The sequence below is a fragment of the Dactylosporangium sp. NPDC005572 genome (assembly GCF_040605515.1).
Taxonomy (GTDB): Bacteria; Actinomycetota; Actinomycetes; order Mycobacteriales; family Micromonosporaceae; genus Dactylosporangium.
In genome coordinates this window covers 116,806-139,888 of the sequence record NZ_JBEXCY010000001.1, presented here as the reverse complement: position 1 = coordinate 139,888, position 23,083 = coordinate 116,806, and the positions used below count along the sequence as shown (strand labels likewise).

The 23,083-nt window shown below is 70.8% G+C and carries 22 protein-coding genes; 18 read left to right on the top strand and 4 right to left on the bottom strand.

Annotation, left to right across the window (positions count from 1 at the left end):
• Positions 1 to 16: 16 nt before the first annotated feature.
• On the bottom strand, positions 17 to 529 hold the full coding sequence (locus ABZS66_RS00545; RefSeq protein WP_354753737.1) for an HtaA domain-containing protein: 513 nt from the start codon (positions 527 to 529) through the stop codon (positions 17 to 19).
• 83 nt (positions 530 to 612) lie between these two features.
• Between ABZS66_RS00545 and ABZS66_RS00540 the strand changes: the two genes are divergently transcribed.
• From ABZS66_RS00540 to ABZS66_RS00520, 5 genes are all read left to right on the top strand, one after another.
• Positions 613 to 2,070, top strand: a complete 1,458-nt coding sequence (locus ABZS66_RS00540) for a carboxylesterase family protein (protein ID WP_354753735.1) — start codon at positions 613 to 615, stop codon at positions 2,068 to 2,070.
• Positions 2,071 to 2,127: 57 nt separating this feature from the next.
• On the top strand, positions 2,128 to 2,910 hold the full coding sequence (locus ABZS66_RS00535; RefSeq protein WP_354753734.1) for an enoyl-CoA hydratase-related protein: 783 nt from the start codon (positions 2,128 to 2,130) through the stop codon (positions 2,908 to 2,910).
• The gene (locus ABZS66_RS00530; RefSeq protein ID WP_354753732.1) at positions 2,907 to 3,389 is read left to right on the top strand and encodes a pyridoxamine 5'-phosphate oxidase family protein; all 483 of its coding nucleotides are present in this window, start codon (positions 2,907 to 2,909) and stop codon (positions 3,387 to 3,389) included. Before ABZS66_RS00535 ends, ABZS66_RS00530 begins: the two co-directional genes overlap by 4 nt.
• Before the next feature lie 123 nt (positions 3,390 to 3,512).
• Positions 3,513 to 6,227: a branched-chain amino acid ABC transporter permease/ATP-binding protein gene (locus tag ABZS66_RS00525; RefSeq protein WP_354753730.1), complete on the top strand. Its 2,715-nt coding sequence runs from the start codon at positions 3,513 to 3,515 to the stop codon at positions 6,225 to 6,227.
• Positions 6,224 to 6,985: an ABC transporter ATP-binding protein gene (locus ABZS66_RS00520; RefSeq protein ID WP_354753728.1), complete on the top strand. Its 762-nt coding sequence runs from the start codon at positions 6,224 to 6,226 to the stop codon at positions 6,983 to 6,985. The genes ABZS66_RS00525 and ABZS66_RS00520 overlap by 4 nt, the downstream gene beginning before the upstream one ends.
• A gap of 112 nt (positions 6,986 to 7,097) precedes the next feature.
• Here the strand turns inward: ABZS66_RS00520 and ABZS66_RS00515 are convergent, their stop codons facing one another.
• Together ABZS66_RS00515 and ABZS66_RS00510 are read right to left on the bottom strand one after the other, a co-directional pair.
• Entirely contained in the window at positions 7,098 to 7,853 is a 756-nt protein-coding gene (locus ABZS66_RS00515) for an SDR family NAD(P)-dependent oxidoreductase (protein WP_354753726.1), read from the bottom strand.
• The gene (locus tag ABZS66_RS00510) at positions 7,854 to 8,069 is read right to left on the bottom strand and encodes a ferredoxin (RefSeq protein ID WP_238005711.1); all 216 of its coding nucleotides are present in this window, start codon (positions 8,067 to 8,069) and stop codon (positions 7,854 to 7,856) included.
• Positions 8,070 to 8,225: 156 nt separating this feature from the next.
• On the opposite strand from ABZS66_RS00510, the gene ABZS66_RS00505 reads away from it, so the two are divergent.
• Positions 8,226 to 9,326: an NDMA-dependent alcohol dehydrogenase gene (locus ABZS66_RS00505; RefSeq protein WP_354753724.1), complete on the top strand. Its 1,101-nt coding sequence runs from the start codon at positions 8,226 to 8,228 to the stop codon at positions 9,324 to 9,326.
• Positions 9,327 to 9,400: 74 nt separating this feature from the next.
• On the opposite strand, the gene ABZS66_RS00500 is transcribed toward ABZS66_RS00505, so the two are convergent.
• Complete coding sequence (locus ABZS66_RS00500; RefSeq protein WP_354753723.1) at positions 9,401 to 10,738, bottom strand: hypothetical protein; 1,338 nt, start codon at positions 10,736 to 10,738, stop codon at positions 9,401 to 9,403.
• A 99-nt stretch (positions 10,739 to 10,837) separates the two neighbouring features.
• Here ABZS66_RS00500 and ABZS66_RS00495 point away from each other — a divergent pair, with 99 nt between their 5' ends.
• The 12 genes from ABZS66_RS00495 (at position 10,838) to ABZS66_RS00440 (ending at position 23,082) form a co-directional block, all read left to right on the top strand.
• Positions 10,838 to 12,073, top strand: a complete 1,236-nt coding sequence (locus ABZS66_RS00495; protein WP_354753721.1) for a cytochrome P450 — start codon at positions 10,838 to 10,840, stop codon at positions 12,071 to 12,073.
• A 112-nt stretch (positions 12,074 to 12,185) separates the two neighbouring features.
• Positions 12,186 to 13,655: an MFS transporter gene (locus ABZS66_RS00490; protein ID WP_354753719.1), complete on the top strand. Its 1,470-nt coding sequence runs from the start codon at positions 12,186 to 12,188 to the stop codon at positions 13,653 to 13,655.
• A gap of 61 nt (positions 13,656 to 13,716) precedes the next feature.
• Positions 13,717 to 14,619: a PDR/VanB family oxidoreductase gene (locus tag ABZS66_RS00485; protein ID WP_354753718.1), complete on the top strand. Its 903-nt coding sequence runs from the start codon at positions 13,717 to 13,719 to the stop codon at positions 14,617 to 14,619.
• A 10-nt stretch (positions 14,620 to 14,629) separates the two neighbouring features.
• Positions 14,630 to 15,109 (top strand): VOC family protein, encoded by a 480-nt coding sequence (locus ABZS66_RS00480; RefSeq protein ID WP_354753717.1) that lies wholly within the window; start codon positions 14,630 to 14,632, stop codon positions 15,107 to 15,109.
• Between the two features lie 48 nt (positions 15,110 to 15,157).
• Positions 15,158 to 15,658 carry a nuclear transport factor 2 family protein gene (locus ABZS66_RS00475; RefSeq protein WP_354753715.1) on the top strand — a complete coding sequence of 167 codons (501 nt, stop codon included), beginning with the start codon at positions 15,158 to 15,160 and terminating at the stop codon, positions 15,656 to 15,658.
• Positions 15,655 to 16,773 (top strand): CoA transferase, encoded by a 1,119-nt coding sequence (locus ABZS66_RS00470; RefSeq protein ID WP_354753714.1) that lies wholly within the window; start codon positions 15,655 to 15,657, stop codon positions 16,771 to 16,773. The genes ABZS66_RS00475 and ABZS66_RS00470 overlap by 4 nt, the downstream gene beginning before the upstream one ends.
• A gap of 45 nt (positions 16,774 to 16,818) precedes the next feature.
• On the top strand, positions 16,819 to 17,676 hold the full coding sequence (locus ABZS66_RS00465; protein ID WP_354753712.1) for an enoyl-CoA hydratase-related protein: 858 nt from the start codon (positions 16,819 to 16,821) through the stop codon (positions 17,674 to 17,676).
• Positions 17,673 to 18,209, top strand: coding sequence for a VOC family protein (locus ABZS66_RS00460; protein ID WP_354753710.1), 537 nt, complete (start codon positions 17,673 to 17,675; stop codon positions 18,207 to 18,209). The genes ABZS66_RS00465 and ABZS66_RS00460 overlap by 4 nt, the downstream gene beginning before the upstream one ends.
• Complete coding sequence (locus ABZS66_RS00455) at positions 18,206 to 20,026, top strand: NAD(P)/FAD-dependent oxidoreductase (RefSeq protein ID WP_354753706.1); 1,821 nt, start codon at positions 18,206 to 18,208, stop codon at positions 20,024 to 20,026. The genes ABZS66_RS00460 and ABZS66_RS00455 overlap by 4 nt, the downstream gene beginning before the upstream one ends.
• A gap of 13 nt (positions 20,027 to 20,039) precedes the next feature.
• Positions 20,040 to 20,783 carry an SDR family oxidoreductase gene (locus ABZS66_RS00450; protein WP_354753927.1) on the top strand — a complete coding sequence of 248 codons (744 nt, stop codon included), beginning with the start codon at positions 20,040 to 20,042 and terminating at the stop codon, positions 20,781 to 20,783.
• Positions 20,783 to 21,955, top strand: a complete 1,173-nt coding sequence (locus tag ABZS66_RS00445; RefSeq protein ID WP_354753704.1) for an epoxide hydrolase family protein — start codon at positions 20,783 to 20,785, stop codon at positions 21,953 to 21,955. The genes ABZS66_RS00450 and ABZS66_RS00445 overlap by 1 nt, the downstream gene beginning before the upstream one ends.
• Positions 21,955 to 23,082 carry an NAD-dependent epimerase/dehydratase family protein gene (locus ABZS66_RS00440; protein ID WP_354753703.1) on the top strand — a complete coding sequence of 376 codons (1,128 nt, stop codon included), beginning with the start codon at positions 21,955 to 21,957 and terminating at the stop codon, positions 23,080 to 23,082. Before ABZS66_RS00445 ends, ABZS66_RS00440 begins: the two co-directional genes overlap by 1 nt.
• The last annotated feature ends 1 nt before the right edge of the window (position 23,083 follow it).

Below are 23,083 nucleotides of genomic sequence, written 5' to 3'. Positions count from 1 at the left end.
GCGATCATCGCTGCCGTCAGCGCACGGTCAGGGGATCGAACGCGTCGCCCGCGGCGTAGACGTGGTTGAACAGCCCGACGCCGGCCTCGGTGAGCTTCACGTCGGTGCCGGACCAGCCGCCCTCGTCGTCGGCGGCCAACCGCAGCGTGACCAGGTCAAGCCGTGGACCGCCGCCGTCCTCCGTCAGCGGATCGTCGACCGAGAGGACGGCAGGGGTCCCGAGCCTGATACGCGGGTTCGCCAGGCGGACGAACAGCAGGCCGCCGTGGCCGCCCAGCCGGAGGTCGCCGCGGAAGGCCAGTACGCCGTCGTCGCTTCGGTCGGGGTCGGCCGGGTAGACCACGAGCTGTGGGTCGTCCGCAGTGAGGGTCGCGCCGCCGGAGACCGAGGCGCGACCGTCCCGCAGCCCGGCGAGGTACTGGAAGAAGCTGGTGCGGACGCTCCAGCGCAGCTCGCGGCACTCGAGCTGAGCCAGCGGGAACGCTCCGCCGGGCGCGGTCAGGGTCCGGGTTACCTCGTCCAAGGGCATGGGGCACGACCTTCCGCGCGTCTGCGATGGTGGTGCATAATAACAACACAAGTTGAAGTTCGTTGAGGAGTGCAGTAGTGGATGTGACCACCCGGCAGGGCACCTTCCGTGGCGCACCGACGAGCAGCGGCTGGTCCTTCAAGGGGATCCCGTACGCGGCCGCCCCCATCGGCGAGGCACGGTTCGCGGCGCCCCGCCCGCCGGAGCCGCACGACGGCGTCGCCGACGCGACGCAGTACGGCGCCACGGTCTCCACCCCGCCGCAGCGATCGGCTGTGATGGACGCCCTCCTGCCGGACCCGAGACGTCCCGGGCCCAACGGCCTGAACCTGAACGTCTGGACCCCCGACGTCGCGGGCCGGGCGCCTGTCCTGGTCTTCGTGCACGGCGGTGGATTCGCCACCGGAGCCGGCTCGACCACCGCCTTCGACGGCACGGCGTTCGCCCGGGACGGCGTCGTCGCGGTGACGATCAACTACCGCCTGGCCGCCGAGGGTTTCGGGTTCTTCCCGGACGCCGTCGCCAACCGGGGTCTGCTCGACGTCGTCGCTGCCCTGCAGTGGGTCCAGGCCGAGATCGCGGCCTTCGGGGGCGACCCGGCCCGGGTGACGATCTCCGGGGAGTCGGCGGGCGCGATGGCCGTCTGCACGCTGCTGGCCGTGCCGCGGGCCCAGGGGCTGTTCCGCCGGGCGATCTCGCAGAGCGGCACCGCCCACCACGTCCACACCGTCGAGCGGGCGCGGCTGGTGGCGGCCGAGCTGGCCAGCGAGCTGGGGACCGAGCCGACGGCCGAGGCGATCGCCGCGGTGCCGGAAGACCGGCTGCACGAGGCGAGCAACGCCGTGATGAACCAGTTGACCTCCGGCCAGGACCCGCGGTTCGCCGGCTTCACGCGACTGACGTTCCAGCCGGTGGTCGACGGCGACATCCTCCCTGAGCACCCGTTCGCGGCCATCGCCGCCGGCGCGTGTGCCGACGTCGACCTGCTGATCGGCGCCAACGCCGAGGAGTACGGCCTCTTCGTCGCCCCCACCGGGATGTGGGACAAGCTGACCGAGGACGCCCTGCGGGCCACCACCTCGCGGATCTGCCCCGACCCTGACGCGATGATCGCGACCTACCGTGCCCGGCGGCCGGACGCCGGCCCGGCCGAGCTGTTCGTCGCCATCCAGTCCGACTGGTTCTGCGTCGCCCCCACCGAGCGGCTCGCCGCCGCGCGCCGGTCGGGCACGTACGCCTACCAGTTCGCCTGGCGGCCCTCGACGTACGACGGTCGGGTCGGCGCCTGCCACACCCTCGAGGTCCCGTTCGTCTTCGACACCCTCGACGATCCCTGGGGCGTCGAGCTGCGTGGGACCGACGCCCCGCAGGCCGTGGCCGACGAGGTGCACGCCGCCTGGGTGGCGTTCGTCCGCGACGGCGACCCGGGGTGGCCGGTCCACGGCGTGGCCGGGACGGTCCGCCGCTTCGGGGCGCCGAGCGCGACGGTGAGCGATCCGTGGGCGGAGGCCCGCGAGGCTTGGGCCGGCCGGGACTTCTGACGCGATGCTGGTCCTCGACGCGCAGCCCGGACAGGTGGCTTGGGAGCGAGGTGTTCGGTGAGTGACTTCGTGCGGATCGAGACGCGAGGCCCGGTCCTGCTGGTCACGCTGGACCGCCCGGAGAAGCGCAACGCGATGAACGCCGAGATGACCCTCGCCCTCGATGTCGCGTTCGACCGGCTCGACGACGACCCCGCGCTGCGGGTCGCAGTGCTCGCGGCCGAGGGGCCGTTCTTCTGCGCCGGCACCGACCTGCGGACCGGTGCCGGGCCGCACACCGAACGGGGCGGGATGTACGGCGTGATCCGCCGCCGGCGGCGCAAGCCGCTCGTGGCCGCGGTCGGCGGGCCGGCGCTGGGCGGCGGGTTCGAGCTGGTGCTCGCGGCCGACCTGGTGGTGGCCGCCCGCGACGCCTGGTTTGCGCTGCCCGAGACCACGCGCGGACGCGTGCCCGCGGCCGGGGGCCTGTTCCGGGCGCCGGACCGGCTGCCGCGCAACGTCGCCGTCGAGCTGATGCTCACCGCCGGAAGACTCGAGGCGGAGCGGGCCTACCAGCTCGGGCTGGCGAACCGGCTGACCGAGACGAAGGACGTGCTCGCTGTGGCGCTGGACCTGGCCCTGGCCACATGTGTCGGCGCGCCCGAGGCGGTGGCCGAGTTGTTCACGGGGCTGCACGCGGTGGCGGCCGCCGGCGACGAGGCCGGCTGGGCGGCCACGCGCACCGCGATGACCACACTGCTGAGCTCGGACGACCGCACCGAGGGCAACGCCGCCTTCGTCCAGCGCCGAGCCCCGCGCTGGGTCCCCGACGACGACGTCCGCAGGACGGTACTCGGGTGAGGCAGCAGCGACGCGGCCGGTCGATCGCGATGACGCCCGACGAGGTGGACGCCTTCCTGGCCGCCGAGCGGGTCTGCCGGGTGGCCACGATCAGCGCCGGCGGGCACCCCCACGTGGTGCCGCTCTGGTTCGTCTGGGACGGCTCAGCCCTGTGGCTGAACTCCGTCTTGCGCAGCCAGCGGTGGGCCGACCTGCAGCGGGACCCTCGAGTCTCCGTGGTCGTCGACGCCGGGGAGGAGTTCGACGAGCTGCGCGGCGTCGAGCTGTCCGGTGCGGTGGAGGTGGCCTCGGAGGTGCCCCGGACGTCCGAGCCGCGACCGGAGCTCGCCGGTGTCGAGCGTCGTTACGCGGAGAAGTACTCCGGCACGCCCGACTTTGTGGCCGACGGCCGGCACGCCTGGCTCCGGATGCGCCCCGCCCGGCTGGTGAGCTGGGACTTCCGCAAGAACCCGGCGCTGAAACCGCGCCGGAGTGGTTGACGTCACGCCCGGGTCCAAGCATGATTGCAGAATAATTAGAAGACGGCTAATTCTTGGCTAGGACATTACTAGAGCCGTCAGCCGTCCGGCCCGCGACGATGCGTCGCCTGACCCGAGGTAGCCGTGGACACCTTCTTGCCCTTCATCGTCGCCGGTCTGGTGACCGGCTCGGTCCTGGGCCTGGCCGGCACCGGCCTGGTCCTGACCTACAAGACGTCCGGCATCTTCAACATCGGCCACGGGGCAATCGCTGCCGCTGCCGCGTTTGTCTTCTACTGGCTTCACATCGACCACGAGCTCAGCTGGTGGCTGGCCGGATTCATCGCCGTCTTCGTGTTCGGGCCGCTGTTCGGCCTGGTGATGTCCGAGGTGAGCCTCAAGCTGAGCAACCAGCGGCCGGCACTCAAGGTCGTCGCCACGGTCGGCATCGTGCTCGTGGTCCAGGGGCTGGCCACCGTCAAGTACGGCTTCAACGCCCTGCGGCCACCGCCGTTCCTGCCCAAGGCGGCCGTGATCGTCCGCGTCGGCGGCGTCAACATCACGTACGGCCAGCTCACCATCGTGGCGATCTCGCTGGTCGCCGTGGCGTTGCTCTACTACTTCTTCCGGGTCAGCCGGACCGGCCTGGCGATGCGGGCCGTGGTCAACGACCCCGACCTGGTCGCCCTGCACGGCACCAGCCCGCAGGCGGTGCAGCGGCTCTCCTGGAGCATCGGCGCCTCGTTCGCGGCGTTGTCCGGCGTCCTGATCGCCCCGACCATGGGCATCGACTCGGTGACCATGACCTTCCTGGTGGTCCAGGCGTTCGGCGCCGCGGCAGTCGGCGCCTTCTCGAACATTCCGCTGACCTACGTCGGTGCGCTGGCGGTCGGCGTGGTCTCCAACGTCATCACCAAGTTCTCCATCGACGTGCCCGCGCTGGGCGGTCTGAACACCGCGCTGCCGTTCATCCTGCTGCTGGTCGCGCTGATGGTCATCCCCAAGCGCAAGCTCGACCTGCCGCCGCGCTCCGAGCAGCCACCGAAGATCCCCTACCACGGGCCGACCAGCACGCGACTGGTCGCCGCCGGCCTGGTCGTGGTGTTCCTGCTGGTCGTGCCGACACTGTTCACCGACCAGCTGACGTACCTGACTGTCGGCCTGACCCAGGCCATCGTGCTGTTCTCGCTCGGCCTGCTGGTGCGCACGGCCGGCATGGTCTCCCTGTGCCAGGCGGTGTTCGCCGCGATCGGCGCCGTCACCTTCGCCCAGGTCGCCGAGGCCTGGGGCCTGCCCTGGCTGGTCGGCGTTCTGCTCTCGGCGCTGATCGTGGTGCCGGTGGCGGCAGTCCTGGCGCTCCCGGCGATCCGGCTGCAGGGCCTGTTCCTGGCCCTGGCCACGCTGGGCTTCGGTCTCTCGATGGAGGGCTGGGTCTACCAGAAGGAGTGGTTCTTCGGTACCACCGGCACCGGCCGCCCGATGCCGCGCCCGGGCGGCATGGACTCCGACGAGCGCTGGTACTACGTCGTGCTGGCCTTCTTCGTGGTCGCCGCCCTGCTGATGGTGGCGATCCACACGAGTCGGCTGGGCCGTACGCTGCGGGGCCTGTCCGAGGCGCCGCTCGCGGTTCGCATCCTGGGCCTGAACACGAACCTGCTCAAGCTGATCGTGTTCTGCATCGCCGGGTACTTCGCCGGCGTCGGCGGGATCCTCTACGGCAGCACGGTGAACTACGTCGTGCTGGGGGACCCGTACTACGCGGCCTACTACTCACTGGTGCTGGTGGCGACGCTCGCGCTGATGCCGTTCCGGGAACCCTGGTACGCAGTGGTGGCCGTGATCGCCGCCCTGATCCCGGCGTTCTGGCACAGCCCCAACGCCCAGCCGTGGCTGAACGTGGTGTTCGGCTTCTTCGCCATCCTCATCGCCACCCAGGGCGGTGCCGACACGCTGCCGCAGAAGGCCCGCGACTGGATCGACCGGCGGTTCGGCCGGAAGCGGGACACCGGTCCGCTGGTGGCGGTCGAGTCCGACCCCTGGACGATGCCGTCGAACGCCAGTGGCCTGGAGATCCGCGATCTGACCGTCCGCTACGGCGGCCGCACCGCCGTGGACCAGGTCAGCATGAGGGCCCCGGTCGGCCAGATCACCGGTCTCATCGGCCCCAACGGCGCCGGAAAGACGACCCTGTTCAACGCGGCCAGCGGCCTGCTCACCCCGGCCACCGGGTCGGTGCTGCTGCAGGGCCAGGACGTCACCGGTCTCAACGCCGCGGCGCGTGGCCGTCGCGGTCTGGGGCGGACGTTCCAGTTGATGCAGCTGGCCGATTCGCTCACGGTGGGCCAGAACGTCGCCCTCGGGGTGGAGTCCGGCCTGGCCGGCTCCAACCTGCGCGGCCAGATCCTGGCCACCCGGTCGGAGCGCCGGGCGACGCTCGAGGCGGCCGAGTACGCCATGGAGCTGTGCGGCATCAGCGATCTCCGGAACGTGAACGCGGGGCAGCTCTCGACCGGCCAGCGGCGTCTGGTCGAGCTGGCCCGTTGCCTGAGCGGCCCGTTCGACACGCTGCTGCTGGACGAGCCGTCCTCCGGCCTCGACCCGGTGGAGACGGCGAAGTTCGGGGAGACGCTGACCCGGGTGGTCCAGACCCGCGGCTGCGGCATCCTCCTGGTCGAGCACGACATGGCCCTGGTACTGCGGATCTGCACCGACATCTATGTCCTGGACTTCGGCAAGCTGCTGTTCCGCGGCACCCCGGAGGAGGTCCGGACCAATCCCATCGTGCAGGCGGCCTATCTCGGCTCGGAGACCGAGAACCGGGACGACCTGATCGACCAGATCGAGGAGGCGGTCCGATGACCGACCAGCTCACCCGGGCCGGGGCGAACGGCGCCGCCGCGGCCAGATCGCAGGCCCCGGCACTGGAGCTGCGCAACGTCAACGCCAGCTACGGCACCACGATCGTGCTCAGGGACGTCTCGCTGAGCGTGGTCCCCGGCTCGGTGACCGCGCTGATCGGCCCCAACGGCGCCGGCAAGACCACGTCGCTGCGGGTGGCCTCCGGGCTGATGCGACCCACCGGCGGCCAGGTGCTCGTCGACGGGGTGGACGTCACGAAGTATTCCGCCGCCCGCCGGGCCAAGGGCGGCATGTGCCACATCCCCGAGGGACGCGGCGTCTACCGGAACCTGACGGTGCGCGAGAACCTGCTGATGCAGGCCACCTCCTCAAGCCCCAAGGAGACGATCGAGATCGCCGCCTCGGTCTTCCCCCGGCTGGGAGAGCGCCTGACGCAGAAGGCGGGCACCCTCTCCGGCGGCGAGCAGCAGATGCTCGCGCTGTCGGCGGCGTACGTCGCCAATCCCAAGCTCGTGCTCGTCGACGAGCCGTCGTTGGGCCTCGCGCCGATCATTGTGGACGTGGTCTTCGACTTCCTCAAGACGCTGCGTGAGAAGGACGTCGCCCTCCTGCTGGTCGACCAGTACGCCCTGCGCACACTGGCCATCGCCGACCACGCCTACGTCCTGCGGCGCGGCGAGATCGCCTACGACGGCGCCGCCGCCGGCCTGCTGCAGGGCAACATGTTCGAGAAGTACATCGGCGAGGGTGCGGCCTGATCCGGCGCCGCGTCCGGTTCGCCCGGCTGCCCCGGATGGGACCCGCACCTGTGGTCCCATCCGGGGCATGGCGTGGGACGGCACTCACGTGGCCGAAGAGCCCGCTCGCCGCTCAGATCGAGAGCCCACCATCGGCCACCAGGATCTGGCCGGTCACGAACGACGCGTCGTCCGACAGCAGGAACGCGACGACGCCGGCCACCTCGGCCGGCTCGGCCACCCGCCCCATCGGGATCCGGGCCAGCAGACGCGCCTGCTTGTCGGGCTCGTCCAGGAGGCGGTCGATCATCGCCGTGCGCATGTGCCCCGGTCCCACCGCGTTGACCCGGACGCCGTCGCGGGCGTGGTCCCGTGCTGCGGCCCGGGTCAGCCCGAGGACGCCGTGCTTGGCCGCCGCGTACGACGCCACTCCGGCCGCTTGGACCGTCGTGCTCGTGTACGACGCGACGTTCACGACGGCGCCCCGCCCGGCCGGCACCATCACCGCCAGTTCCGCCCGCTGGCACCGGAACACCGCGTTGAGGTTCAGCTCGATCGTCGAGAGCCACAGCTGCTCGTCGTACCCCGACGACGGCTGCGGCGACGGGCTCACCCCCGCGTTGTTCACCGCCCCGTCGAGCCGCCCCCAGCGGTCCACGGCCGCCGCCACCAGCCTCGTCGGCACCGCGGCATCGGCCAGGTCCCCGGGGACGGAGAGCGCCTCGACCCCGTGCTCGCGTGCCGCCGCCGCGACCGCCTCGCAGCGATCGCGTCGACGCCCGGTCAGGACCAGGTGCGCCCCTTCCGACGCCAGCCGCAAGGCCACGGCCTCACCGAGCCCGCTCGTCGCGCCGGTGACCAGCACGACGCGCCCGTCGAACCGGCGCACTCAGCCGACCAGCCGGATCGCCTGCATCGGGCACATGTCGACGGCCGAGGAGACGGCGCCCTCGTCGGCGCCGTCGAGCTCGGCCGAGGTGTACTCCTCCGAGGCCGCACCGCGGTAGGCGAGCTGTCCTTCGTCGTCGAGGGCGAACAGGTTGGGTGCGGCGAACGTGCACTGGCCGTGGTTCTCGCACCGGTCCAGGTCGACGGCGAACCTCATGCTGCATCTCCTCAGCTCGTAGTGCCCGTGCCGCGCATGCGACGGCGACCACGTCGCCATTGACGTCAGTTGTACCCGACGGCACCATAAGTCAACAACTAGAACACCACAGGAGCGAGGGTGCCGTCAGAGACGACGGCCGGGAGGTGATCACGGGTGCGAACGAAGGCCGCCGTGCTGTGGGAGGTCGGGACGCCCTGGTCGGTCGAAGAGGTCGAGCTGGCCGACCCAGGACCGGGTCAGGTGCTGATCAGGCTGGCGGCGACCGGCCTGTGCCACTCCGACGACCACGCCGTCACCGGCGATGCGCCGGTCGGTCTCCCGATTGTCGGCGGGCACGAAGGCGCCGGCGTCGTCGAGGCCCTCGGACCCGGCGTGGACCGTGTCGCTGCCGGCGACCATGTGGTGCTGGCATTCAACTTCCCCTGCGGCCATTGTCGCTACTGCGCCGGCGGCCGATCAGCGCTCTGTTATGTCGCCCGCCGCCGGTTGGCGGGTAAGGCCTATCCCTCCCCGTTCAGCCGGGACGGCCGGCCGATCTCGGCCATGGGCGGACTCGGCACGTTCAGCCAGTACACCGTGGTGCCGCAGGAGAGCCTGGTCCCGATCGACAAGGACGTCTCGTTCGACGTCGCCGCCCTCCTGGGCTGCGCGGTCACCACTGGGTGGGGTGCCGCCGTTCACCTGGCCGGCGTGCGGCCGGGGGAGCACGTCGTCGTCATCGGGTGCGGCGGCGTCGGGATGAACTCGCTGCAGGGCGCGCGGACGGCCGGCGCCGACATCGTTGTGGCCGTCGACCCGAACCCCTACAAGCGCGAGCAGGCCGCGACCTTCGGCGCCACCCACGCCGTCGCCGACATTCCTGCGGCGAAGGCACTGCTCGAGGAGCTCACCCACGGACACCTCGCCGACGTCGCGATCCTCTCGGTCGGTGTCGGCAGCAGCGCGTTGGTCGGCCAGATGATGACCACTGTGGGCCTCGACGGTCGCGGCGTCATCACCGCGGTGACGCCGGGCGCGGCCGACGCCATCGAGATGTCTGTTGTCGGCTTCACGCTCTCCCAGCAGACGCTGCGGGGGAACGTCTACGGCGGCGTCAACATGCACCGGGACATCGGCGTCCTGCTCGGGCTCTACCGCCGCGGGAAGCTCAACCTCGACGAGCTGGTCACCCGCCGGTACGCGCTCGAGGACATCAACCAGGGTTACGCCGACATGCACGCCGGGCTGAACCTGCGCGGCGTCGTCCAGTTGTGAATTGGCGCGGGAGATGACCACCGCCTTGCTGGGAGTCAGGCTCCTGACCCGCAAGGCGGTGATCGACGGCGCCCTCAGTACCCCAGCGCCTCGACGCGGTCGCCGTCGGTCTCGTCAGGCTTGTCGCCGGGCTTCACCCAGCCGATCGGCTCCTTGCGGTTCGGGTCGAAGTCGAAGCCCGGCGTCTCGAACACCTCCAGCGGCAGCCGCGGACGGTCGCCCGGGCCGTAGTGCTTGCCGTCCAGGGGCCAGTCGAAGCCTTCGAGGTCGTCGGTGTCCTTGCCGAGGATCTTGCCGCTGCGGTCGAACTCCTCCAGAACGGCCGGCAGTCCGAAGCGCTGCACCGGGCAGACCTTCATGCACACCGAGCAGCCGGCCGTCTTGCCCATCACCGGGAGGCAGCGCTTGGTGTTCAGCTTGGCCTTGACGACGCCGCGGCTCTCCTTGCGAACGGCCGGGATCGCGCCCGCCGGGCAGCGGCGCACGCAGATCTGGCACTCGTTGCAGACGCCCTCCAGGCCGTAGTCGACCGGCTGATCGTGCACGAACGGGGCGTTGGTCGACATCACGTGGATCCGGCAGCGCGAGCCCGCGTGCGGTGTCAGCAGCTGGCCGTTGAGGCCGAGCTGCCCCAGGCCCGCGGCCACGGCGTAGGGGATCACCATCGACTCGCCGACGAAGCCCTCGGGGCGCGCGGCGTAGCCCTGCGCACGGATCCACTCGGCCAGCAGGCGCATGCGGTCCTCCAGCCCGGCGTAGGCCGAGAGGGCGGCCTTCTCGGCCCGCAGCGACGGCGACATCTGGGTCGAGTCGAAGTTCTGCTCGATGATTCCGACGATGATGGTCTCGCCGACGCCCATGCCGTGGTACTCGGCGTAGTTCCACTTGATGTCGTACGCGGTGACGCCGACGCCCGAGAGCCCGAGCCGGGCCGCTTCCTGCTTCATGGCGCGGGTCAGCTCCTCGGGCGTGACCGGTTCGGCTGCCGCCGTCGCGCCGGGTTCACGGTTCGACCTCGCCCGCTTCCGGGCCGCGCCCTGGACACGCGGCGAGGTCGACAGCAGTGAGATCCACATGTGCCCGGTGGGGCTGTTCTGTCCGCGCATCTCCGGGTGCAGCCGGATGAAGTCGTGCAGCGGCACCTCGTCGAACGCCTGCTGCTGGCGCTCAGGGAGCAGTTCGATGCCGGGGCCGGTGCGCAGGGCCTCGGCCGGGGCGGGAACCGGCGTCGTCCAGGGCCGCGTGTGCGGCGTCCGGCGGCGATGCGCCCAGATCGGCAGCCGGGGGATCCACCACATCTTCGGGCGGTACGGGAGCGCCTTCTTGGCGACCGGGTAGAGCAGCTCGCCGAACTCGTGGCCCCAACGCAGCAGCCTGAGCTGCAAGGCGTTGCGGTTGAAGCGTGGCGCCATGGCGACCGTCCCCTCGTTTCGTCTTGTGGTTTCCCTTGCTTGCTACAATAATGCTACTGTGGAGGTCAAGTAGAGTTGTGATGCTTATGGAGGTCGGCATTGGAGCTGGCGGAGCGGGCAGAGCGGTTCTATGGCCTTGATGAGGAGCTCCTGCGTGACCCATGGACGCTCTACGCGGACCTGCGGGAGCACGCGCCGGTCCTGCGGGTCGGGCCGGTCGTCGTCGTGACCCGGTACGACGACGTCAAGGAGCTGTTCCGGAACACCGACGGCTTCTCCAACAAGCGCTGGACCGGCAGCCGGGTCACGCAGCGCCGGGCGTCGCTCGCGCCGGACGAGGTCGAGAAGTACGACTACCTGATCCGCCTCGACGTCAACCACATCGGCCAGAACGACCGGCCCAACCACACGCGGCTGCGGAAGTTCGTCAGCCAGGCGTTCTCCCGGCGGGCGATCGACAACCTGCGGGAGCGTGCCACCGCCATCGCCAACGACCTGTGCGACGAGATCGACGCCTCCGGTGACGATCCGTTCGATCTGTCCACGCTGTCCTGGCGGCTGCCGTTCCTCGTGGTCTGCTCGATGCTCGAGGTGCCCGACGCTGAGATCGCGACCTTCCGCTTGTGGGCCCTGGAGATCCGTCGTGGCCTGGGCACCAACTACGACAACCTCGACGCTGCGTTCGACGCCACGCAGCGTCTGGAGGCCTACGTCCTGGAGCTGATCCGGCAGCGGCGGGCCCGGGGCGTCGGCGCCGGTGACGATCTGGTCAGCAACCTGGTGGCCGAGGACCTCGAGGGCACGGCCCCGCTGACCGATGCGGAGCTGGTCGCGATGTTCGCGGTCATGCTCACCACCGGCAATGCCAACGACATGATCTCCAACGCCGTGATCGCGCTGGACGAGCGCCCGGACCAGAAAGCACTGCTGCGGCAGGACCCGGCCCTGTTGCGCCCCGCGATCGAGGAGTTCCTGCGGTTCTGCCCGTCGGCGCACGGGGTTCACCGGGTCGCGGTGGGCGACCAGGAGATCGCCGGGTTCCCGGTCCGGGCCGGGGAGACCGTGCGGCTGGTGGTCGCGTCGGCCAACCACGACCCGGCCCGGTTCGCCGACCCAGACCGCCTCGACATCACGCGCAAGGACGCCCAGCACCAGCTCGACTTCGGCTTCGGTATCCACACCTGCCTCGGGCAGTGGTTGGCCCGGCTGGACATCGAGGTCGGGCTGCGGGTGCTGTACGAGCGCTACCCGGACCTGCGGGTCGCCGGGCCGTTCCGCTACCGCCGCGAGTACCAGTTCCGCGGGCCGGAGCGGCTGATGATCGCCAAGCACTGAAGGAGCCGGCCGTGGCCGTTCTCTCGGTGGAGCAGCGAGCCGCTGTCCTCGGTGGCACGGCCGGCGAGCTCCACGGCATCGACCTCCTACCAGGCCAGGGATACGAGGTCAGGTGAGTGCGCCCGCCACAGCGGTAGACGAGGGTTCCGGGCTGGTGCCCGGTGGCCCGGACCGTCTGGTTCGGCTGGTGCTGGCCCTGGCCGTCGGGTCCTTCACCTTGCAGCAGTGCTTCGTGACGCCGGTGCTCTCCCGGCTCCAGGTGGAGTACAGCACCGATCAGGCCACGGTGACCTGGGCCCTGATCGTCTACCTGCTCGCCGCGTCGATCGCGACACCGTTGCTCGGGCGAGCCGGTGACACCTGGGGCAAGAAGCGGATGTTCGTCGTGGCCCTCGGAGGAATGGCGGCCGGGGCGTTCGGAGCCGCGCTGGCGCCAAGCATCGGTTGGCTGCTTGCGGCCCGTGCGGTGCAGGGGGCGGCCGGGGCAGTGCTGCCATTGTCCTTCGGGATCCTGCGCGACGTCTCGCGTCCCGAGCGGCTCTCCAGCGGCGTCAGCCTGATGACGTCGACCACCGCGGTGGGATTCGGCCTCGGGCTGATCCTGGCCGGTCCAGTGGTCGACACGCTCGGGGTGCGCTGGCTGTTCTGGCTACCTGCCGGTTTCGCAACAGTCATCGCGCTGGCCGTGCTGTGGGTCGTCCCGGAGTCGGCCCCCACCCGGGCCGCTCCTCCACCGCTGCTGCCCGCGCTGGCCCTCGGCGGCTGGCTGGGAGTGTTGCTGCTCGGCCTCAGCCGTGGCGGCGCATGGGGGTGGACGTCACCGTGGGTCCTGGGGATGTTCGCCGCGTCGGCTGCGCTCGTACTGATCTGGGTCCGCCTCGAGCGGCGCGCCCGCACCCCGCTGATCGATCTGCGGATGATGCGCCTGCGTGGCGTCTGGACCACGAACCTCATCGTGATGCTGTCGGGGTTCTCGATGTTCGCCCTGTTCGGATTTCTCCCTCAGCTGCTCCAGACGCCGCAAACCGCCGGCTACGGCCTCGGTGCCACCGTCACCGAGTCCGGGCGCTTTCTGATCCCTTGGTCGGTGACGTCGTTCGCCGCCGGAATGCTCGCCACCCGGATCATCCGCGCGACGTCGGTTCGCATCGTGATCTGCGTGGCCACGGTGTTGATGGCGACGGCGATGCTGCTGATCGCCTTCCTCCACTCCACACACTGGGTGATCTACCTGGCCATGTCCATGCACGGCGCCGGCTCCGGCTCGGTCCTGGCGGCCACGGCCCTGGTTGTCGTGCGGGTGGTGCCGCCCTGGCAGGTTGGCGTGGCCAGTGGCATGAATGCCAATATCCGCCTGGTCGGCGGTGCGGTCGGGGCCACGGTCATGGGTGTGATCGTGACCGGTCATCTCACGGCCACCGGCTATCCGGCTGAGCGGGGCTACACCGTGGGCTTCGTGGTGCTCGCCGGTGTGTTCCTCCTGGCCCACATCGCGGCATACGCCATCCCGAAGGCGGGCTTCGGGGCCGGCGGGACGGTGGCGGCGGAAGCGGCGGCACCAAAACGGCAAGTTATGTATTAGTCTTGTTCTTGTGATGAGAGACCGGGACCTATTCACTGTGAAGGTCCATGGGGTACGCCGGGTGGCCGAGGGGGTTGCCGCCTTCGACCTGGTGCGCGAGGACGGCGAGCCGTTCCCGGAGTGGGCGCCAGGCGCTCATATCGACGTCGTCGTCGGCGAGGGGCTCGAGCGCCAGTACTCCTTGTGCGGCGACCCGGCCGACGACAAGACCTGGACCATCGCGGTGCTGCGGGAGCCCGGGAGCCGGGGTGGCTCCCGGCGGCTGCACGACGAGGTCGCCGAGGGCACGTCGTTGGCCGTCCGTGGCCCCCGCAACGAGTTCCCGCTCGAGTCCAGCCCCCGGCATCTGTTCATCGCAGGCGGGATCGGTATCACCCCGCTGCTGCCGATGGTGCGGGCACTGGCCGCCGTCGGCGCGGACTGGCGCCTGGTCTACGGCGGGCGTCAGGCGGCCTCGATGGCCTTCGTCGACGACCTGGCCGGGCTCGGGGACCGTGTCACGGTGTGGCCGGAGGACCAGCTCGGGTTGATCGATCTGGAGGCTCTGCTCGGCGAACCGGCCGACGGCGTCAAGGTCTACTGCTGCGGGCCCGGTGCGCTGATCGACGCGGTGGAGGCGCGGTGCGCCGGTTGGCCGCCCGGAGCCCTCCATGTCGAACGGTTCCGACCTCGCGAAGGGGCGCTGGACGGGGAGCGCGCCGGGTTTCGGGTCCGCCTGGACGCTTCAGGGCTCACGCTCGACGTCGGCCCTGACCAGAGCATCGCCGAGGTGGTCGAGGCGGCCGGCGTCGACATCATGACCTCGTGCCGGGAGGGAACCTGCGGCACGTGCGAGACCACCGTCCTCGACGGCGTTCCCGAGCACCGGGACTCCCTGCTGACCGAGGACGAGAAGGCCGCCAACGACACGATGATGATCTGTTGCTCGCGGTCGCGGACCCCACTGCTGGTCCTCGATCTGTAGGAGGAGCGCCATGAAGCTTGCCTCGCACATTGCCATCGGTGTCCGCGATCTCGAGCGGTCGCTTGCCTTCTACCGCGACGTGCTCGGGATGACGGTGATCCGTGACGCCACCAACGAGCCGCCGGCGGACGCGCTCTACGGCCCCGGGGTCGGCTCGACGCGCCGTCGTGAAGTGATGCTGAGGGTGGGGGGCAACGAGGGGGAGGGGTACGGCGACCGCGTATTCCTGGCCATCTCCCAGTCCGACGAGCTGGCCGACAACCAGCCGCTCACCCTGGAGCACATCGGGATCCATCACGTCGGGTTCTGGGTGGACGACATCCCCGCCCTGGCCGAACGGCTGCGCGCGGCCGGGTATGAACCCGTGTCGGTCAAGGACACCGTCGGCGTCGGCTACGGCGAGCCGGCGGACCAGCGGATGCGCGCGATGTTCGTGAAGGACCCGGACGGGACCGTTCTGCAGTTCGACCAGCGAGTCCACACGACTTAACAGTGGTGTTACTGTCTTGTTGAAGTTAACTCGGAGAGGTGGTTCCCGGTGGAGGACAGGCTGGCGGTGCTCGAGGCGCGGCTCCGTGAACTCGAGGACGACCGGGAGATCCGCGAGCTTCTCGCCCGCTACGGCTACTACGCCGACGCGCCCCTCGACGAGGAGTACTTCGGTCTGTTCACGCAGGACTGCGTCATGGACGTCTCCTCCGGCCGTGGCGAGGACCCGTACGAGATCGTCCGCTGGGAGGGCCTGGCTCAGATGCGCCGGTTCCTGAGTGAACGCACCGCGCAGCACGACAACGGCTTCTACGGCCGCAGCTTCCACGTCCAGGGCAACAACCTGGCGGTGAGGGTGACCGGGGACGACGCAGTGGCCAACGGCTACTCGTTCATCTTCCACCAGGACGGCCCGACCCTGAAGTTGCTCAGTGCCTCCTTCAACGAGTGGGCCTTCCGCCGTGAGGACGGGCGTTGGAAGATCCAGATGCGCAAGCGCCGGATGGCCGGCGCCCCCGACGCCAAAGAGATCCTGCGGGCGGCGGAGTGAGCAGGGGCGCGCTCGCCGGTGTCCGCGTGGTGGACCTCTCGCGCGTGCTGGCGGGCCCCTACTGCGCCCAGTTGCTCGGCGACCACGGCGCGGACGTGGTCAAGGTCGAGCCGGTCACCGGAGATCTCACCCGCTCCTGGGGCCCTTCCCGGCCCGACGGCGTCAGCGCCTACTACGCCGGGTTGAACCGCAACAAGGTTCACCTCGCGGCGGACCTCGGCACCTCCGAGGGACGGGAACTGGTGCTCGGGCTCCTGGCCGACGCCGACGTGCTGGTCGAGAACTTCAAGCCGGGGGCAATGACCCGCTGGGGCTTGGCGCCGGACATGCTGGCGGAGCGATTTCCACGCCTGGTGCACTGCCGGATCTCGGCGTTCGATCCTGACGGGCCGATGGCCGGGCTGCCCGGCTACGACGCCGTCATCCAGGCCTACACCGGGATCATGGACCTCAACGGTGAGCCTGGCGGTCCGCCGCTTCGGGTCCCGATGCCGGTGGTGGACCTGACCACCGGGCTGCTGGCCCTTTCCGGCGTCCTGCTGGCACTGCACGAGCGGGCGGAGTCCGGGCGGGGCCAGCGGGTCGACATCAGCCTGGTCGACGGGGCGATGAGCCTGCTGCACCCGGTGGCGGCCAACTACTTCATGACCGGCGCCCCACCGCACCGGCTCGGCAGCGCGCACCCGAACATCGCCCCCTGCGAGACGTTTCCCTCGCCGGCCGGCGAGGTCTACGTGGCCGCGGGCACCGACCGGCAATTCGCCGCGTTGGTCAGCTTCCTGGGCGCACCAGAGCTCGCCGACGACCCGCAGTTCCGCCGCAACGCCGACCGCCTGGCTCACCGGCACGAGCTCAATGCCGTCCTGGCCCGGCTGATCGCCGCGCTCGACCCGGATGTCGACCTGGCCCGGACGCTGATCGCCGAGGGCGTGCCCGCGACGCTCGTGCGGCCGTTGCCGGAAGTGCTCGACGCGGAGGACGTCGCTGCCCGCGGCATGGTCACCGAGCTCGACGGCCTGCGGATGCTGGGTGTTCCGGTCCGCTTGAGCCGGACCCCCGGTGCGATCCGCACACCACCCCGGCCGCTGGGCGCCGACCAGGTCGCCGTGGGCTGACCCTCCGCCCCGCCCCAGGACCCCGACGAAGAGAGCAGAGTCAGCGTGGACTACGAGAACATTCTGTACGACGTCGCCGACCGGATCGCGACGATCACCCTCAACCGCCCGGAGAAGCGCAACGCCCTGAGCCCGGCGCTGCGACGCGAGGTGATCCACGCCTTGAAGGCGGCCGAGGCCGACGACGACGTCACCGTGGTCCTCATCCAGGGAGCCGGTAAGGCCTTCTGCGCCGGATACGACATGAACAGCTACGCGGGTGGTGAGGAGCGTCCTGAGCGCCCCGACGGCTGGAACTCCTCTGCGCTGTTCGAGTCCTGGACGGGCCAGTTCCCCCGCAGCTGCCTGCGGGACTGGCTGACCATCTGGGACCTGCTCAAGCCCGTGGTTGCCAAGGTGCACGGTTACGCGCTGGCGGGCGGCTCGGAGCTGATGTCGATGTGCGACATCGTGTTCGCCGCCGAGGACTGCGTGATGGGCTATCCGCCCACCCGTGCCCAGTCCACCCCGGACATCGAGTACTTCCCCTGGAAGATGTCGATGGCCCAGGCCAAGTACTTGCAGCTGACCGGCAATTCGATCAGCGGGAAGCGGGCCGAGGAGCTGGGCTGGATCGCCAAGAGCTTTCCGGCCGAGGAGCTGGACGAGCAGGTGATGCGTGAACTGCGGCCGCTGACGCGACTGCACCCGGCGATGCTCGCCGCCAACAAGCTCAGCCTCAACCAGAGCTACGAGGCGATGGGGTTCCGGGCCGCGCTGCAGAGCGTCGTGCCCTGGTACGCCATCGCGCGTTCGTTCCGGCCGGGGGCGGGCGAGTTCCAGACCAGGGCCGCGCGCGACGGGCTGAAGGCCGCCCTCGAGTGGCGCGACGGTCCCTTCAAGGAGGAGGGGTTCGTGCTGTGAGCGCAGTGACCGAGGAGACCCGTGTCGGGGTCCGCAGCCTCAACCACGTTGCCATCGGTGTCCGCGACCTGGAGGCGTCGCTGCGCTTCTACGTCGAAGGCCTCGGCATGCGCAAGACACTGGAGAAGCCGACCAGCGACCTGACGCCGGCGCTGATGCGGCTGCCCGAGGGTACGACCGGAACCACGGTGTTCGTGCAGGGCGACTCCCGGGTGGGCCAGCTCGAGCTGGTGAAGTGGGACCTGCCCCAGAACGACGAGGGGCGCCCCAAGCGCCCCGGCGACTTCGGGATGGGCCAGCTGTCCTTCCCGGTCGACGCCGAGCACATCGGCGTGATCCACGCCCGGCTGGTCCAGATGGGTTACGAGGTCTATTCCGAGCCCACCACGACCATCGTCAAGAACTACGGCCCGGTGACGCTTTTCCTCTGCGAGGACCCGGACGGCACTCAGGTGGAGCTCATCGCGCTGCCGTCGCCCGATGTGGTCCGCAGGTTCCGCGCCCGGCTGAACCAGGAGGACGAGGGACGATGACCCAGCTCGAGACCGCTCCGGCCGTCACCGGGGAGCCGGTGGACCACCGCGCCGTGGCCGAGCGGTGGCTGACCACGCTGGAGCGCGCCCTGACCGAGCGCGACCTCCCCGGCGTCCGTGGACTGCTGTCGGCCGACCCGTGGTGGCGCGACATCTACGCGCTCACCTGGGACCTGGTCGGCATGCACGGCGCCGACGACATCGTCGGGCACCTCGCCACCGCCCTGGACGAGACGGGCTTCGGCGACCTGAGACTGGACGAGACGTGGCCGGTCGCCTTCAACGGCCGCTACATCGAGGCGATCTACCACTTCGCCACGCGTGCGTCGGTCGGCCGCGGCGTGATCCGCCTGGTCCGCGAGGAGGACGGTGAGTGGCGATCGTGGGTCGTCTCGACCAGCCTCGAGGGGCTGCGCGACTTCCCCGAGCCGGTGATCTCCGTCGACGACGCCGCCAGCGAGGCCAACAACTCGCCGTCCACTCCCGGCGCCCGTCGGTCGCTGAGCGACCTGCGGGCCGAACGACGGCAGTACCGGGACGCCGACCCGAGCGTCCTGATCGTCGGAGCCGGCCACTCCGGGCTGTTCCTGGCCGCGCGGCTGGGCCAGCTCGGGGTCCCGACGCTCCTGGTCGACCGCTACGCGCGCGCCGGTGACAACTGGCGGCTGCGCTACAACGGCCTGCTGCTGCACGACTTCAAATGGTCCACCGAGTTCCCGTACCTGCCCTACCCGAAGACGTGGCCGCTGTTCACGCCCAAGGAGATGCTGGCCGACTGGATGGAGGCCTACGTCAACCTCCTCGACCTGGACCTGTGGACCAGCACCACCGTCCACTCCGCGAGCTACGACGAGGCCGAGGCCCGCTGGAGCGTCGAGCTCGACCACGACGGCGAGCGTCGCACCCTGCGCCCCCAGCATCTCGTGTTCGCCACCGGCAAGGACGGCATCCCCTATCGCCCCGAGGTCGAGGGCGAGGAGCTGTTCGAGGGGACCATCGCCCACTCCAGCGAGCACCCCGGCGGGGAGTCGGTGCGTGGGAAGCGTGTGGTCGTCGTCGGGGCCGGGGCGAGCGCGCACGACATCGCCCAGGACGCCTACGAGAACGAGGCCGCCGCCATCACGATGGTGCAGCGCAGCCCGGTGCTGGTGTTCTCTCAGCGCAACGGGCTGAAGCTGCTCTTCGGCGCGCTGTACAACGAGAACGGCCCGGAGATCTCCACCGCCGACCTGCTCTCGGCGGCCAACCCGCTGGCCCTCGGCCTGCAGCTCGCGCCGACGGTCACCCGTCGGATCGCCGAGCTCGACGCCGATCTGATCGCCGGGATGGAGAAGGCCGGCTTCCGCACCACCCTCGGGCCGGGCGACGCCGGGCAGGCGCATCTGACCACCCGTGGCGGCGGCGCCGTCTACATCGACAAGGGTAACTGTCAGCTCATCATCGACGGCGACATCCGGATCCAGCCGGGCGAGATCGAACGGTTCACCCCGCACGGTGTGATCTACCGCGACGGTACCGAGGAGGCCGCCGACGTGGTCGTGTTCTGCACCGGCTACAGCAACATGCGCGAGGTCGTCCGACCTGTCGTCGGCGACGAGGTGACCGATCAGTTGGCGACGGTGTGGAACGTCGACGACCGCGGCGAGCTGCGGACGACGCTGCGCCACTCCGGCCACCAGAAGCTCTGGTTCATGGCCACCGGTCTGCGGCTGGCCCGGTTCTACTCGCAGCACGTCGCCCTGCTGATCAAGGCGATGAACGAAGGGATCATCGACCCGCAGATCAACGTCGACAAGAAGCAGGAGCTGGCGGGCTGAGCCCGCCGTCGTGATGGGCAGCCTGAGTGGCAGCGTCGCCGTCGTCAGCGGGGCCTCGAGCGGCATCGGGGCGGCCATCGCGTTCCGGTTGGCCACGGCCGGGGCGCGGGTTGCCCTGGTCGCGCGTCGAGCTGACGCCCTGGCCGAGGTGGCGGCCCGGATCCCGGGCGGCGCGTTCCGCGTCCCGGCCGACGTCACCGCGACCGGGGCGGCCGATGCCATAGTCCGCCGGGTCATCGACGAGTGCGGCCGCCTCGACGTCCTGGTCAACAACGCCGGCGAGGCCCGGGTCGGTCCGATCGTCGGGGCCGACCGGGAGGACTGGGCCCGGATGGTCGAGCTCAACCTCGAGGCGACGATGGCGCTGTCCTGGGCCGCGTTACCGCACCTGCTGGACGCCGCGCGCGGGCCGCGAGGCGTGGCCGACCTCGTGTCGGTCGCCTCGATCGCCGGACGGCGGGTGCAGGCCGGGGCGGGGGTGTACGCCGCGACCAAGGCGGCGGTCCTGGCCTTCAGCGAGTCGCTGCGGCAGGAGGTCACCGCCCGCCATGTGCGGGTCGGCACGATCCTGCCCGGTGCGGTGCGCACCGAGGCCGCGGTGCTCGCCTCGCGCCGGGCCGGGCGGGACACCCCCGACGCGCCGGCGCCCTACCTCGACGTCGATGACATCGCAGGCGCCGTCGAGTTCATCGTCACCCGGCCGGCCCGGATGGCGGTCAACGAGATGATCGTCCGCCCGACCGAGCAGGAGAGCTGATGGAGATCAGGCCGTTCACGCCGGGGTTCGACGCCGAGGCGGTCGCGGACCTGCGGCGCCGCGTGGCCGGTGCCCGCTGGCCCGAGCCGCAGACCGTCGCCGGCTGGGAGCAGGGCGTCCCGGAGGACTACCTGCGCGACCTCGTCGGCTACTGGGCCGACGGGTACGACTGGACCGCCGCCAACTCGCGGCTGCGGCGGCTGCCCCAGTACACGACGTCGATCGACGGGCTCGACATCCACTTCGCCCACCTGCCCTCGCCGGTCCCCACGGCCCGGCCGCTGATCCTCACCCACGGCTGGCCCGGCGCCTACCTGGAGTTCCTGGAGGTGGCCGAACCACTGGCAGACCCGGAGCGGTTCGGCGGCGACCCGGCCGACGCGTTCCACGTCGTCGTCCCGTCGCTGCCGGGGTTCGGTTTCAGCGGGAAGCCGTCCGGGCCGGGCTGGGGTGCACAGCGGATCGCCACGGCCTGGGTCGAGCTGATGCGCCGGCTAGGTTACGAGCGGTTCTACGCCCAGGGCGGTGACATGGGGTTCGTCGTCTCGCTGGCGCTGGCGAAGCAGCACCCGGAGCAGGTCCGGGCGATCCACCTGAATTTCTGGGTCTCCGGGGCCGACCCGGCGGCCGAGCTGGCCGGGTTCGGCGAGCTGACCGAGGAGGAGCACGGCTACGTGGCCAAGGCCCACAAGCTGTGGTCGCAGGAGGTCGCCTACTCGATGCTGCAGTCGAGCAAGCCGCAGACCATCGGCTACGCCCTGGCCGGCACCCCGATCGGGCAGGCAGCGTGGATCGTCGAGAAGTTCCACGGCTGGACCGACAACTCCGGCCTGCCGGAAGACGCCGTCGCCCGCGACCGGATCCTGGACATCATCGGGCTCTACTGGTTCGGCAATCTCGGGGCCTCCTCCGCCCGTCTGTACTGGGAGAGCACCAACGCCGCGGTGGCCGACCACTCGGCCGTCACGGTCCCGGTCGGCTACTCGGTCTTCCCGGCCGAGATCCTGGGGGCCTCCGAGCGCTGGGCCCGGCTGCGGTTCCCCGAGCTGCGGTACTACGCGAAGACCGGCCGCGGCGGGCACTTCGCCGCGCTGGAGGAGCCGGACATCTTCCTCGATGAGGTCCGGGCGTCGTTCCGTGCCGTCGAGGCGGCCGGCCCCACTGGGCTGTGATGGAAGCGAGGACCGCGTTGCTGGTCGGCGGCAGCGGCCCCACCGGCCCGCACATCGCCGCCGGGCTGGCCGCGCGCGGGTACGCCGTCACCCTGCTGCACCGCGGCACCCACGAGGCTCCCGAGCTGGACGGCTACGAGCACGTGCACGCCGACCCCCACTTCCGTGAGCCGCTGGACGAGGCGCTGGCGGGGCGGTCGTTCGACGTCGTCGTCGCGACCTACGGCCGGCTGCGCCTGGTGGCCGACGCCCTGGCCGGGCGCTGCGGGGACCTGGTCGCCGTCAGTGGCCTGCCCGTCTACGCCGGCTACCACGAGCCGGGGCGGCTCCAGCCGCACGGGATGCCGGTGCTCGCCCGGGAAGACATGGCCGACGTCGGACGGGCCGGGCCGGTGGAGGAGACCACCGGCGAAGGGTTCGCCCGCAAGGTGAGGGCCACCGAGCAGTACGTCATGGCGTTGCACGCCGAAGGCGCCTTCCGCGCCTCGCTGTTCCGCTACCCCACGATCTACGGCCCGCGGCAGGTCTACCCACGCGAGTGGTCGGTGGTGCGCCGGGTGCGCGACGGCCGGGACCGGATCATCGTCCCCGACGCCGGGCTGACCATCACCACGCGCTGTGCAGCGGTCAACGCCGCGGCCCACCTGCTGGCTGCGGTCGACCGGCCCGAGGCGGCGGCGGGGGAAATCTTCAACGTCGGCGACCGGGACCAGTTCACGGTGCGACAGTGGGTCGAGGTCTGCGCGGCGGCGGCGGGCGGCGCGCTGCAGCCTGTGTCGATGCCGTTCGAGCTGGCCGGCCCGGGGCGGGGGCTGTTCCCGATCTCCCACGACGCCCACCTCCTGGTGAACACCCACAAGGCAGCCGACCGGCTCGGTTACGTCGAGCCGGTTCCGGCGGCCCGGGCGCTGGCCGAGACCGTGCGCTGGTACCTCGACCATCCGCCGGACGAGGGCGCCGCCGGGAATCTGGTCGACCCGTTCGACTACGCCGAGGAGGACCGTGTGGTCGAGGCGTACCGGCGGGCCACCGCGGGACTGCTGGCCGAGCAGCCGCCGGCCGTCGTCGCCGCCCACCCGTATGCCCATCCCAAGGTCGCTGGACGTAGCGATCACCGGGACCGGTAGC

What these genes read in the sequence shown, in the direction of transcription:
- ABZS66_RS00510 (WP_238005711.1), bottom strand. Translation starts at nt 8,069, where the DNA reads ATGAGGTTCGCCGTCGACCTGGACCGGTGCGAGAACCACGGCCAGTGC.
- ABZS66_RS00450 (WP_354753927.1), top strand. Translation starts at nt 20,040, where the DNA reads ATGGGCAGCCTGAGTGGCAGCGTCGCCGTCGTCAGCGGGGCCTCGAGC.
- ABZS66_RS00520 (WP_354753728.1), top strand. Translation starts at nt 6,224, where the DNA reads ATGACCGACCAGCTCACCCGGGCCGGGGCGAACGGCGCCGCCGCGGCC.
- ABZS66_RS00455 (WP_354753706.1), top strand. Translation starts at nt 18,206, where the DNA reads ATGACCCAGCTCGAGACCGCTCCGGCCGTCACCGGGGAGCCGGTGGAC.
- ABZS66_RS00480 (WP_354753717.1), top strand. Translation starts at nt 14,630, where the DNA reads ATGAAGCTTGCCTCGCACATTGCCATCGGTGTCCGCGATCTCGAGCGG.
- ABZS66_RS00445 (WP_354753704.1), top strand. Translation starts at nt 20,783, where the DNA reads ATGGAGATCAGGCCGTTCACGCCGGGGTTCGACGCCGAGGCGGTCGCG.
- ABZS66_RS00545 (WP_354753737.1), bottom strand. Translation starts at nt 529, where the DNA reads ATGCCCTTGGACGAGGTAACCCGGACCCTGACCGCGCCCGGCGGAGCG.
- ABZS66_RS00500 (WP_354753723.1), bottom strand. Translation starts at nt 10,738, where the DNA reads ATGGCGCCACGCTTCAACCGCAACGCCTTGCAGCTCAGGCTGCTGCGT.
- ABZS66_RS00440 (WP_354753703.1), top strand. Translation starts at nt 21,955, where the DNA reads ATGGAAGCGAGGACCGCGTTGCTGGTCGGCGGCAGCGGCCCCACCGGC.